The sequence below is a fragment of the Bradyrhizobium sp. 76 genome (assembly GCF_023073025.1).
GTDB lineage: Bacteria > Pseudomonadota > Alphaproteobacteria > Rhizobiales > Xanthobacteraceae > Bradyrhizobium.
Genome location: NZ_JADPIS010000035.1, coordinates 719,917 through 731,836, shown reverse-complemented (window position 1 = coordinate 731,836; position 11,920 = coordinate 719,917). Strand labels below are relative to the sequence as shown.

Sequence of the window (11,920 nt, the reverse complement as noted above, 5' to 3'; positions counted from 1 at the left end):
TCATGACCGCTGCAGCTCCCGAGCCGAAGGCAAACATGGGCCGGCCCGTGCCGCGCTATGATGCGGCCGCAAAGGTCACGGGCCGGGCGACATATGCGTCCGACATGCCGCTCGACAATCCTGCCTACGCATTCCTGGTCACCAGCGCCATCGCCAAGGGCCGCATCGACAGTTTCGATCTCGACGATGCCAGGCGGGTCCGCGGCGTGATCGACATCGTCACGCACGAGAACGCTCCGAAGCTGAAGGAATCGAAACTGTTCAGCAATGGCGGCTATGCCGGCACCACGATCCAGCCGCTGAAATCGGCCGACATCGCCCATGACGGCCAGATCATCGCCGTCGTCATCGCCGAGAGTTACGAGGCGGCGCGCGAGGCCGCCAATCGCGTCAAGGTCAGCTACACGGCCGTAATGCCGAGTGCGAGCTTCGACTCGCCGGGGACCACCACGGCAGCGGCAAAAGGACAGAACGCACAGTTCAAGGAAGACCCGGAGGTCGGCGATTTCGCCAAGGCGTTCGACGCGGCCGAGGTCAAGCTCACCGCCTCCTATGAAACGCCGACCCAGCACCACAATCCGATGGAGCTGTTTACGACGAGCTGCGCCTGGATGGGCGACGAGCTCGTCATCTACGAGGGCAGCCAGTATGTCTACGGCCTGAAGAACGGTGTCGCCGAGCAGCTCGGCATCGACGCCGACAAGGTCCGTGTCGTCAATCCCTATGTCGGCGGCGGCTTTGGTTCGCGGGGCTCGATGACGCCCCGCACCGCCATCATCGCCGGCATTGCCAAACGCCTGAACCGGCCCATCAAGCTGGTGCCGACCCGCGACCAGGGCTTCACCATCGCGACCCACCGCGCCGAGACGCGCCATGAGATCAGGCTTGGTGCGGGTCGGAACGGCAAGCTGGTGGCCTTGAGGCACGACGGCGCGGAGGTTTCGTCGCGTCCGGATGCCTATTGCGTCGGCGGCACCAAGACCACGACGCGGCTCTATGCCTGCCCGAACGTCGCCAGTCTGGTCTCGATCGTGCGCGCCGACCGCAACACGCCGGGCTTCATGCGTTCACCGCCCGAGGTGCCGTATCTCTTCGCGCTGGAGAGCGCGATGGACGAGCTCGCGGTGAAGCTGAACATGGACCCCGTCGAGCTCCGCCGCATCAACGACACCACCGTCGAGCCGATCGGCGGCAAGCCCTATACGTCGCGGTCATTGATGGCGTGCTTCGACCAGGCCGCGAAGGCGTTCGGCTGGTCGCAGCGTTCGCCGCAGCCGAAATCGATGTCGGACGGCGACTGGCTGGTCGGCTATGGCTGTGCCGCCACCTGCTATCCGACGCAGATGGCGCCCTCTGCCGCGCGCGTTCGCCTCCAGCGTGACGGCCGTACCCGGGTCGAGATCGCCGGCCACGAGATCGGCACGGGTGCGTATACCGTCATCGCCCAGACCGCGGCCGAGCGGCTCGGCGTGCCCCTGGAGAAGGTCGCGGTCTTCCTGGGTGACAGCGATCTGCCGCCGGCGCCTGTTGCCGGCGGTTCGAACTCGACTGCCAGCACCTGCTCGGCGGTGATGATGGTGTGCGACCGGATTCGCCAAAGGCTGTTCAAGGCCGTGATGCCGAGCGACAGTCTCGCCGACAAGGCCAAGGAGACTGTCGGCATCAGCCAGGCGCCGAGCACGCAGGCGGCGCAGAGCGATCGTCCACTCGATCTCGAGAAGGCCTTCGACGCGCTCGGCGTCGGTATCGTCGAGGAATATGGCGAGTGGAAGCCCGAAGGCGCGCCGCTGGATTCCTTCACGGCCATGCACAGCGGGCACGCGCGGCTCGTCGGTGGCCATCAGATGAAGGACAAGATCGCCTATGCCTTCGGTGCCGAGTTCGTCGAAGTCCGCATCAACCGCTTTACCCATGAAATCCGCTGCCCCCGGCTGGTCGGAGCGTTCGCGGCGGGCCGCATCATGAATCCGCGCACGGCGCGCAGCCAGCTCATGGGCGGCCTGATCTGGGGCATGTCCTCGGCGCTGCTGGAGGCCACCGAGATCGACGAGCGCAATGCGCGCTACGTCAACGACAATCTTGCCGACTATCTAGTGCCCGTGAATGCCGACGTGCCCGGCGTCGAGGTGATTCTGCTTTCCGAGCAGGACGATCACATCAACCCGGCAGGCGTGAAGGGTCTCGGCGAGCTCGCCAATGTCGGCACCAATGCGGCGATCTGCAATGCGATCTATCACGCCACGGGCCAGCGCATCCGCAAGCTGCCCGTGCGGCTCGAAAATATCGAGGTGTGAGGGGTGGAAACGGCGTCGGCGTTGCGCTAGACACCTTGCGCCTCAAACGGAAGGTCTCTTATGCAGCGTTTACAGCGCGTGCTCCTCGCCATCATGTCGGCACTCGCGATCACCGTGATCGCCGGCGTGTCCGATTTCGTTTCCACCACGGCCTCGGCCCAGACCGCAGGGAAGACCATGACCACAGCTTCAGGTTTGCAGATCACCGACAGCGTCGCCGGCACCGGCGCTTCACCCAAGCCCGGCCAGATCTGCGTGATGCACTACACCGGCTGGCTCTACGAGAACGGCCAGAAGGGCAAGAAATTCGACTCGTCGGTCGACCGCAACGAGCCGTTCGAATTCCCGATCGGCAAGGGCCGCGTCATCGCCGGCTGGGACGAGGGCGTTGCCTCCATGAAGGTCGGCGGCAAGCGGACGCTGATCATTCCACCGCAACTCGGCTATGGCGCCCGCGGCGCAGGCGGCGTGATCCCGCCGAACGCGACGCTGATGTTCGACGTGGAATTGCTCGGGGTGAAGTAAGCCCGCAAACAAAAAAGACCGGCCTCTCGGCCGGTCTTTTCGCTTTCAATGCGACGGTGTCATCTCGTCTTATTCCGTCGCGCGCTTGGCTGCGGCCGCGGCGCGATCGACCGCGTCCTTCGCGGCATCCTTGGCGTCGCCCATGGCCTGCTGGCCCTTGCCCTTCACTTCCTGGACCGCACCTTCACCTTTCAGGCGCTCGGACCCGGTGGCTTCACCGACGCCCTGCTTGGCCTTGCCCATTGCCTCGTTTGCGGTGCCCTTGATCTTGTCGGTCGTGCTACCCATGAAACTCTCCTCGCGTTTTGCTCGCTAGGACAACGTCCGACGGCTATGAGGGTTCCGATTTTGTTATGGCTCGATGTCGCGGCTTTGGGTTAGTTTGCCGCACACGGAACCAACAGAAAGCAAGTCTCATGACCGGCCATGACCATTCGCATTCCCACCATGACCACGATCACGACGATCGCTGGAAACATGACGGCGTGCGCGTCATTCCCGGCAACCAGCTCGATACCAATGTGCCGTCGACGGCGGGCATGGACCGCGCGGCCGCGATCAATTTCGCGCGCGTCGGTGCGCAGAAATTGTGGGCGGGCACGGTCAGCATCAAGCCCGACGCCAAGACCGGCGCGCATCACCATGGCCATCTCGAAAGCGTCATCTACGTGGTGAGGGGCAAGGCGCGGATGCGCTGGGGCGAGAGCCTGCAATTCACCGCGGAAGCCGGCCCCGGCGACTTCATTTTCGTCCCGCCCTATGTGCCGCATCAGGAGATCAACGCCAGCCCGGACGAGGTGCTGGAATGCGTCCTGGTGCGCAGCGATGGCGAGGCGGTCGCGGTCAACCTCGACATCGAGCCGGTCGAGAAGCCCGAGACCGTGCTGTGGGTCGATCCCATTCACCGCGACCCGAACGAGAAGAAGTGAGGAGCGCCTGAAAGCCAGCGGGTTCTGTGCGACAGAACCTCGCAGGCAGGGTCCAGAAAAGATCCGGAAGCCGTGTCGGATCGCCGCTTGGCCGTCCGTCCTTGGGCAGAACCCCGCCCAAGGAGCTCCGATGCCCAGGATGATTTTCCTCAATCTGCCCGTGACCGACCTCAAGCGCGCCACTGCCTTTTACGAGGCGGTCGGTGCGACCAGGAACCCGCAATTCAGCGACGACACGGCGAGCTGCATGGTCTTTTCCGAGACCATCTACGCGATGCTGACGACCCACGAAAAATTCCGTCAGTTCACGCCGAAGCCGATCTCGGATGCAAAGACCTCAAACCAGGCGTTGTTCTGCCTGTCCGCGGACAGCCGGACCGAGGTCGACGATATCGTCAGCAGGGCCGGGGCTGCAGGCGGGGTCGCCGATCCCAGCCCGAAGGACGAATACAGTTTCATGTACGGCCGCAGCTTCGAGGATCCGGACGGCCACATGTGGGGCGTGAACTGGACGGACATGGCAGCCTTCGCGGCGCAGTCCGACATGGCGAACGCCTGATCTAAGCCCACGACACCAGAATCTGAAGAGGAGCATTCACGATGTCCAAGCTCGTGCCCTGCATGTGGTTCAACGGCGATGCCGAGGAAGCCGCGAAGTTCTACGTCTCGCTCGTGCCGAATTCGGCGATCACGCATGTTCAGCGCAACGTTTCAGATGGCCCGTCCGGCAAGGAAGGCTCCGTGCTCGTCGTCGAGTTCTCGGTGGCGGGACAGTCCCTGGTCGCGCTCAACGGCGGCATGAAAATGGAATACACCCACGCGATCTCGCTGATGATCCATTGCGACGATCAGGCCCAGGTCGACAGCGTCTGGAATGCGTTCCTGGCCCATGGCGGCAAGGAAGAGCAATGCGGCTGGCTCAGGGATCGCTGGGGCGTGGCTTGGCAGGTCGTGCCGAAGGTGATGTTCGAATTCCTCTCCAGCCCCGACAAGGCGGCTGCCGCACGCGCGATGCAGGCCATAATGAAGATGGTCAAGCTGGACGTGGAAACCTTGCGCCGCGCGTTCGAGGGCAAGTCGGCGGCGTGAAGGGCGTGCCCTTGCCACATACTCACTGTCGTCGCCCGGCTTGACCGGGCGATCCAGTACGCCGAGACGGCCGTTGGTCAATCGATAGGCCGCGGCGTACTGGATGCCCCGGTCGAGCCGGAGCATGACAGCGGAATTTGAGGCGAAAGCCCGCCGCTAATAATTGATCCGCAGCCCCACGCCGCCATGGATGGTGTTGCCGACCGGCTGCGGGCCGAGCGTGCCGTTGGCGAACAGGTCGACGATCCAGCCCTTCTGCACGCGGAAGCCGAACCGGCCGCCATATTCGAACCAGCCCTGGTTGCCCATGGTCGGCACCACCACACCGTCGCCGGTCACGGTGGCGACGATGCCGCTATGGGCAGCGAATGACTGCACCCAGCCGCCGTTGATGTTGGCCTCGATATTGCTGCCGTAGAGATGCGTCCACTGGCCCCCGATCTTGACCAGGCTGGTGCGGTCGGTGCCGGTCGCGATGCTGGCGTCGAACGGATTGAACGCCACTGCGCTGTCGGTGTAGCCCGAGACGCGCTGCCAGAGCTGCCAGACCTCGATCGAGGCGGCGACCTCGTCGCGGGGCGACACGCGGCTCATCCAGCCGGCGCGGCCGTAGACGGCGTAGTTCGCGGCGTTGGTCGAACTCGTGACGCTCACCGGGCCGAGGCTGGTGTTGTAGCTGCGGGTGTAGCGCGCCTTCTCCCACGGCGTCAGGATCGTGCCGACATCGAAGAACGGGCGCGACGAGCCCCAGTCGGTGAAGTCATAGCGCAGCGCAAATGCGCCGATCGGCGCGCTGGTGATGTTGTAGCCGCCTTCGCTGTATTGCGTGTAGGCGATGCCGGCGAGCAGCGACAGATTGTTGGTCAGCTCCTTGCGGCCGTGGATGCCGGCCGAGAACGAGCCGGCGGAGCCGAACGCGCTGACGCAGTTGCTGCAATTGACCTGCTCGTTGACGCCGAGCAGCACCGTGCCGAGCACCCGGTTGGTGATCATCTGGTTGAAGCGCTGATTGGCAAGGCCGCCGATCGAGCCGCCGCTGGAATCCGCGCCGGTCGGTGTCGGCGTCGGGCTCGGCGAGGAGGACGGGTAAGGGCTCGGCGACGATGACGGGTAGGGGCTGGGCGAGGGCGAGGGGCTGTAGGTCGGCGTCGGCGAGGGGGAATAGCTCGGCGCCGGGGTTGGCGTCGGCCCTCCGCACTCGGATTCGCAAATCGTAGCGGCTGCCGCCGGACGGGTATCGACCGCGACAAACGCAAACGCAGCCACGGCGGTCAGCACGCTCGCGAGCGTGAAGCGCATGACGTTGGTGGATATCGCCATCTTCAGCGTCCGCACAGCATGCCGTCGTCATGGACGGCGGGCGTGATGGTCGGCGATGCGTCCGCATATTGGTTGACCGCGCACAGTCCCGCGCTCGCGGCGCAGGTCGCGGCAAAGGTCCAGGGCGGCGTGTTGGTTTTGCTGATAGAGACCTTGCCGCCGGTCGAGGTGATGATTGCGGTGTCGCCGGGCTGGGTGAGCTGCACGCATTGTTGGCTCGTCGTGCAGACACTGGCGGCGCCGTCCTGCAGCACGACGACCGAGCGGCCGCGCTGGGACAGGATATCGAGTGTGGTTCCGCGCACGCCGATGGTCGCGAGCGGGGTCGTGATCTTGTAGGCGGTCTTCTCGGAATGCCCGGTGACGAAACGGAATGCGCCAGTCGTCATGCGGATTGCGACGTCGCGATAGCTGTGCTCGTCGTTGAAGACGGTGCGGTCGAGCTTGAGCGTCGCGCTCGGACCGAGCGACAGATTGGTGCTGTCGGCCATCACGAAGCGCGCCGCGCTGCCGGCGCCGGTGCGCACGGTCTCGTCCCGCAGCATGCTGTCGCCGACGCTGATCGGCGTCGTTGTCGCGGCGACGCGAACGACTTCATTCTGGATCACGACGGCTTCACCGACGCGCGTCTGCGCCTGCGCGCAAGGGGCCACGCACAAGGCGGTCGAGAAGAGCGTGGAGAAAAGCCAGAAACGCAAATTCATTTCGCAACCGATCGATGTGTCCCTGATCGTACCGGATCAGGCGCGCTTGCGATGTGGCGGAATTATCACAAGCAGCGCGAGACCTGCGTTATGCTTAGTGACAGTTGCGGCAGAATGCGTTCAATGAAAACCGCGATCTCTATTATTCTCCGCGGTGACGCAAATTTGCCACGCAAAATATCCCCACAAATGCGCCTCGACTTGCCGGCGGTTCCGAAGGTGTCGCGGAGCGCAGTGATTGCTGTCGCGATTTTCCTGGTCGCGCATCTCGCACTGCTGATAGGCCTCACGACGCCGGAGAAGTTCGTCTTCGACGAAGTGCACTACGTGCCGGCGGCGCGGCAGATGCTGGCGCCAGCGATGTCGCAACCGATGCTCAATCCGATGCATCCACCATTGGCGAAAGAGCTTATCGCGCTATCGATCGCGACCTTCGGCGACAGCGCGCTGGGCTGGCGCTATCCCGCGGCGTTGTTCGGCGCCCTCGCGATCGTCGCGATCTACCTGTGCGGCCTCGCGCTGTTCGCCGCGCAAGGGCCTGCGATCGCCGCTGCGCTGATCGCCGGCTGCAACCAGATGCTGTACGTGCAGGCGCGCATCGCGATGCTCGACATTTTTGCACTCGGCTTCGGCCTGCTCGCGATTGCCGCCTTCATGCACGGGTTTCGAAAGGACCGGCCTCACGCATTGTTCGCGGCTGCCGGCAGCTTGTTCGGCTGCGCTGCGGCCTGCAAATGGAGCGGCCTGTTTCCGCTCGGAATCTGCATCGTCATCGTCGCGGTGATCCGCCTGATGCAGGGCTGGCACACTATGTTTGCCGACGCGAAGCCGGGGGATTGGTACCGGCCCGATCTCTGGCCCGACTTCAGATTACATCACGTCGTGCTCTGCTTCATCGTCCTGCCCGCGGCGACATATCTTGCGGCTTTCGTCCCGCTCTATGGCGCGTCGCTGCCGGATCTGGTCGAGGCGCAGCGCCGGATCTTCGCCGACAACACCACCACTGCCATCGCCGGCCACACTTATATGAGCGCGTGGCCGTCATGGCCGCTGCTCGCGCGCCCGGTGTGGTTCCTGTTCGACAAGGGCGCGGACGACAATGTCTCCGCGGTCGTTTTCCTCGGTAACCCCCTGGTGCTGTGGCCGGCGCTGCTCGCGCTCGCCGTCGTGCTGCGCGACTTCGTCGTCGCGCGTCGCCGGGATGCGTTCCTGATCTCGGTCTTCTATTTCGGATCCTGGCTCGCCTGGGCGTTGCTGCCGCGCACGCTCGCCTTCATCTATTACTATCTGCCGGCCGCGACCGTAGCGTCGCTCGCGCTGGTCTACGTGCTGCGCCGGGAGGGTCTGCCACGCTGGCTGTTGTGGGCCTATGTCGCGGTCGCGGCAGCGGGCTTTGCCGCCATGCTGCCGATCTCGGCGGCCTTCGTCGGCACGTCGATGCAGACCTTCAACCGGCTGATGCTCTTCCAAGTCTGGATATGAAATCGCCGCCCGCCGGGAGAACGGCAGGCGGCGTTTTTTATGGGCGATGACCTGTGAATTACTTCGACGCGGTCTTGGTGTCCATGTTCACGACCTGGACGCGGCGGTTGATCGGGTCGGCGCCGTTGGCGGCGTCCTTCAGCTTGGTCTTGCCGTAGCCGACGGTGACGAGATCGGTGCCGGTGAGGCCGTAGTTCTGCACCAAATACTTCTTGATGGTGTCGGCTCGCCGCTCGGAGAGCCCCTGATTGTATCCCTCCGTGCCGACCGCATCGGTGTGGCCGGCGACCACGAAGGTCGAGCCCTTCAGCGAGGGATCGGACAGCGCCTTGCCGAGCGCCTGCACCGACGGCACCGACGTCTTGGCGATGTCGGCCGAGTTGTAGTCGAACTGGATCTCCAGATCGATCTTCGGCTTGGTCGCGGCGAGCTCGGCAATCTGCTCGCGCTCGCCCGTCGACAACGACCGCGTCGAGCGGTTGCGCACGGTGTTCAGGAACGTCGATTCCTTGGCCTGCACCGCCGGATCGACCTGCGGACCTGCGGACAGGCCGCGGGTCGTCGACTTCGGCTTCAATGCATCCAGGATCTGGTTGGTCGAGACATTGCCGTCGCCGGCCATGGCCAAGCCGGCCGTCATCGACAGAAGTGCCGAGAGGGTAATCGCCTTCAGTGCAAAAGACTTATTGAAACGGGTCATTGTCGTATCCTCGTTGTGACGCCTGATGGCTATTTGATGCTGCAAGCATAGGGCAGGTTCAAAACCCCTGGTGTGATCTTGGTCACGGTGAAAACGGGGCCCTCCGGGGCCATGGCAGCGAATTTCGAGCGGTTTCGGGTTCGTGGAGGGCCGACCCGCGGTCCACTCCGAGGACGGACGCTAACGCGTGAAGAGAGTGGTCGCACGCTGCCCGGCGAGCGTTCGAGCCGTCGCAGTCATGTCGTGATCCGCATCACTGAGGACCGCCGCGCCCAGGTGCCGCTCGGGGCCGGGGCCCGGTTCACTCGGGGAAACCTGTGCTGACCGATTGTCGCAAAGCCGTCGCGCGATGGCCTGTCCGCGGACAATTTTTCGGCCAGATGGACGCCTAGGGTGGAGCCTCCCATAAGCGCAACGAAGGGAGCCGAGTTCCATCCAGTGCCGAGGCCGAGTGATTACCAGTTCTATCGCAGTAGCCCGCCGGATCGGACCGTGTCCCTGAGCTCCATGCCCATCTACGTCGGCGCGGCGATGATCGCGGTGGCGATCCTGCTGTCGACCCTGATCACGGGGCTGACCTCCCGCTATGTCGGGCTTCAAGCGCCGACCGACGAGAACATGTGGCTGGTCGATCGTCTCACCGGCAGTGTCTATCGCTGCCAGGCGGAGGAGCGCGGCAAGGCCTCGTGCGAACCCGATGTCGCAACAGGCAGCGTTGGCGACCGGTCCAAAGCCCGAAAGCTGGCCGCTGAGCCCTCCGTCTTCGCACCGCAGCAAGAAAATTGTCTTCTCTACGAAACGTCTTCGCCGGAGAATACGTATTGCGAAGGCCGGCATGACGCCGGTTTCGTTTTACGGAGGAGACTTTTCGATGAAGATCTTGCTCACAGCCGCCGCTTTTGTCGCGCTCACCCTTTCCCTTTCGCCGGCATCCGCCGCCATGATGGCGTGCACCGGCGATAACATGATGAAATCGACAGCCATGATGATGGGCACGGCCGATACCCCGGCCAAGGTCGCGGCCAACAAGGAAATGGCTATGGCCAACACCGATATGAGCAATGGCAAGATGAAAGGCGGCTGCATGCATTACATGAAGGCGCAGAAGGCCATGATGATGAAATAGGGCCTCGGCCACGCCAAGCGGCCGCGCTGTCAGCAGATGACAGCGCGGCTTTTCTTTTGCTGCGTCCAGTCCGCTTCTTTCTCCCGGCGCGAATCCCGCTACATTCCCTCCTGCAATGTCCCGCGCGCCCAAACCGATTCCACTCACCACGACACAGGCCCGGCAAATCTGGCTTCATGCCCAGCGGCTGGACGAGCGCGCGCCGTTCGGTGACGGCGCGCAAGCCGTCGCCGGCGCGGTCGCCCATCTCGGCTATGTGCAGATCGACACCATCAACGTGATCGAGCGCTGCCATCATCACATCCTGTTCAGCCGGATCCCGTCCTACCGCCGCGCCGATCTGCGCCACGCCCAGAGCGTCGACAAGAGCGTCTTTGAGTATTGGACGCATGCGCTGTCCTACGTGCCGGCCGGCGACTTCCGCTTCTTCCTGCCGGCGATGCGCGAGCACCGCCGCGAGGGGCACAAATGGTTCGCCTCGGTGAAGCCTCGCGACACGCGCAAGGTGATGCGGCTGGTGCGCGCCGGTCCGCTGACGATCCGCGACATCGAGGACGACGTGCTCACCGAGAAGGAGCATCTCTGGCAAAGCCGAAAACCCTCGAAGCGGGCGTTGCAGCTCGCCTTCTATACCGGTGCCGTGACCGTCAGCGAGCGCCAGGGCATGCTCAAGACCTATGAGCTGATGACGCGCCATTTCGGCTGGGACAAGCTGCCGAAGCCGGCGTCGGCAAAGGACATTACGGCCTATCTGCTCGATCGCGCGCTGCGATCGCAAGGTGTCGTGAGCCTCGATTCGGTCTGCCATCTCGACGCGCCGCGCAAGCCGGCGGTGGCTGCCCTGATTGCCTCGCGCGTCCGCCGTGGCGAGCTCGTGCCTGTCGCCATCGACGGTGCCGGCAAGCAGGAGCACTGGGCACTGCCGGCCGCGCTCGAGCCGGGCGAGCGCGCGCCGCCGGATCTCGTCCATATCCTCTCGCCGTTCGATCCGCTGATCATCCAGCGCAAGCGCACCAATCTCATTTTCGGCTACAACCATTTGTTCGAGGCCTATGTGCCGAAGGCCAAACGCAAGCTCGGCTATTTCGCGCTCCCCGTGCTGGTCGGCGACGAGATCGTCGCCGCGCTCGATCTGAAGACCGACCGGCAGGCAAAGAAGCTGCTGATGCAGAAATGGACCTGGGTCGGCGAGGGGAAGAAGACCGCGGGGCGCAAGGAGCTGAAACGGAAGATCGAGCAGGAACTCGATCGTTTTGAGAAGTTTCAGTTGGCTGACTGACCGTAGGGTGGATTACGCTTCGCTAATCCACCCTACGCATCCCCGCCAATCGATCGATCCAAACGCCGAACGCAATCCCGATTGCATAAGCTGCCAGATTCCACAGCGAGAAGATGCGCCCGAGCAGCAGCGCCCCGGCCGCGGTCAGCCGGAACGCGTCGAGCCAAGGCATGTGCACCAGTCGGGAGAATTCGACCATGACTGCGATTGCCATTGCGATGGCTGCGATCTGTGTCCGTGACAGCCTTGGCAGCAAAACGCCGACCAGCAGAAACACCATCGTTGCCCATAGCAGCGAGCCGCCGTACTTCACCACGAAGGCGGGCAGGCCGAGCGGAAAGCCGTACCAGCGCAGCGAGAGTCCGCAGGCAATAACCGCCAGCGCCAGACCGGCGCGGATCAGCGATGTCCGAAGCGGCGCAATGGCTTTGACCGGTTGCGCCTGCTGCATTGCTTGCTCCATTGACTCTTT

Annotated in this window: 13 protein-coding genes and 1 pseudogene; 9 read left to right on the top strand and 5 right to left on the bottom strand. The window is 64.0% G+C overall.

From position 1 onward, the window contains the following. Window positions 1–2: 2 nt before the first annotated feature. Both IVB48_RS11230 and IVB48_RS11225 read left to right on the top strand, forming a co-directional pair. Complete coding sequence (locus IVB48_RS11230) at window positions 3–2,294, top strand: xanthine dehydrogenase family protein molybdopterin-binding subunit (protein WP_247399962.1); 2,292 nt, start codon at window positions 3–5, stop codon at window positions 2,292–2,294. 60 nt (window positions 2,295–2,354) lie between these two features. Then, a complete protein-coding gene (locus IVB48_RS11225) occupies window positions 2,355–2,819 on the top strand; it encodes an FKBP-type peptidyl-prolyl cis-trans isomerase (protein ID WP_007606926.1) in 465 nt (154 codons plus the stop codon). 69 nt (window positions 2,820–2,888) lie between these two features. Here IVB48_RS11225 and IVB48_RS11220 read toward each other — a convergent pair whose 3' ends face one another. After that, on the bottom strand, window positions 2,889–3,107 hold the full coding sequence (locus tag IVB48_RS11220) for a CsbD family protein (protein ID WP_007606928.1): 219 nt from the start codon (window positions 3,105–3,107) through the stop codon (window positions 2,889–2,891). A gap of 128 nt (window positions 3,108–3,235) precedes the next feature. Between IVB48_RS11220 and IVB48_RS11215 the strand changes: the two genes are divergently transcribed. The 3 genes from IVB48_RS11215 to IVB48_RS11205 all read left to right on the top strand — a co-directional run bounded on the left by IVB48_RS11215 (window position 3,236) and on the right by IVB48_RS11205 (window position 4,837). Beyond that, a complete protein-coding gene (locus IVB48_RS11215) occupies window positions 3,236–3,748 on the top strand; it encodes a cupin domain-containing protein (RefSeq protein ID WP_247399960.1) in 513 nt (170 codons plus the stop codon). A 130-nt stretch (window positions 3,749–3,878) separates the two neighbouring features. Continuing rightward, on the top strand, window positions 3,879–4,307 hold the full coding sequence (locus tag IVB48_RS11210; protein WP_247399958.1) for a VOC family protein: 429 nt from the start codon (window positions 3,879–3,881) through the stop codon (window positions 4,305–4,307). Between the two features lie 41 nt (window positions 4,308–4,348). Continuing rightward, a complete protein-coding gene (locus IVB48_RS11205; protein ID WP_247399956.1) occupies window positions 4,349–4,837 on the top strand; it encodes a VOC family protein in 489 nt (162 codons plus the stop codon). 156 nt (window positions 4,838–4,993) lie between these two features. Here IVB48_RS11205 and IVB48_RS11200 read toward each other — a convergent pair whose 3' ends face one another. Next, on the bottom strand, window positions 4,994–6,157 hold the full coding sequence (locus tag IVB48_RS11200; RefSeq protein WP_247399954.1) for a hypothetical protein: 1,164 nt from the start codon (window positions 6,155–6,157) through the stop codon (window positions 4,994–4,996). Window positions 6,158–6,159: 2 nt separating this feature from the next. Continuing rightward, window positions 6,160–6,861, bottom strand: coding sequence for a FecR family protein (locus IVB48_RS11195; RefSeq protein WP_027568515.1), 702 nt, complete (start codon window positions 6,859–6,861; stop codon window positions 6,160–6,162). A 51-nt stretch (window positions 6,862–6,912) separates the two neighbouring features. Here IVB48_RS11195 and IVB48_RS11190 point away from each other — a divergent pair, with 51 nt between their 5' ends. Beyond that, window positions 6,913–8,343: a phospholipid carrier-dependent glycosyltransferase gene (locus tag IVB48_RS11190; protein ID WP_247399952.1), complete on the top strand. Its 1,431-nt coding sequence runs from the start codon at window positions 6,913–6,915 to the stop codon at window positions 8,341–8,343. A gap of 58 nt (window positions 8,344–8,401) precedes the next feature. Here the strand turns inward: IVB48_RS11190 and IVB48_RS11185 are convergent, their stop codons facing one another. Further along, window positions 8,402–9,043, bottom strand: a complete 642-nt coding sequence (locus tag IVB48_RS11185) for an OmpA family protein (RefSeq protein ID WP_247291360.1) — start codon at window positions 9,041–9,043, stop codon at window positions 8,402–8,404. Between the two features lie 507 nt (window positions 9,044–9,550). Between IVB48_RS11185 and IVB48_RS11180 the strand changes: the two are divergent. The 3 genes and pseudogenes from IVB48_RS11180 to IVB48_RS11170 form a co-directional block, all read left to right on the top strand. After that, window positions 9,551–9,778, top strand: a pseudogene (locus IVB48_RS11180) (hypothetical protein); the annotation flags it as partial. Window positions 9,779–9,914: 136 nt separating this feature from the next. Beyond that, window positions 9,915–10,169, top strand: coding sequence for a hypothetical protein (locus tag IVB48_RS11175; protein ID WP_027568519.1), 255 nt, complete (start codon window positions 9,915–9,917; stop codon window positions 10,167–10,169). A 115-nt stretch (window positions 10,170–10,284) separates the two neighbouring features. Beyond that, the gene (locus tag IVB48_RS11170) at window positions 10,285–11,448 is read left to right on the top strand and encodes a crosslink repair DNA glycosylase YcaQ family protein (protein ID WP_247399950.1); all 1,164 of its coding nucleotides are present in this window, start codon (window positions 10,285–10,287) and stop codon (window positions 11,446–11,448) included. 22 nt (window positions 11,449–11,470) lie between these two features. Here IVB48_RS11170 and IVB48_RS11165 read toward each other — a convergent pair whose 3' ends face one another. Next, a complete protein-coding gene (locus tag IVB48_RS11165) occupies window positions 11,471–11,899 on the bottom strand; it encodes a DUF2809 domain-containing protein (RefSeq protein WP_247400007.1) in 429 nt (142 codons plus the stop codon). Window positions 11,900–11,920 lie beyond the last annotated feature (21 nt).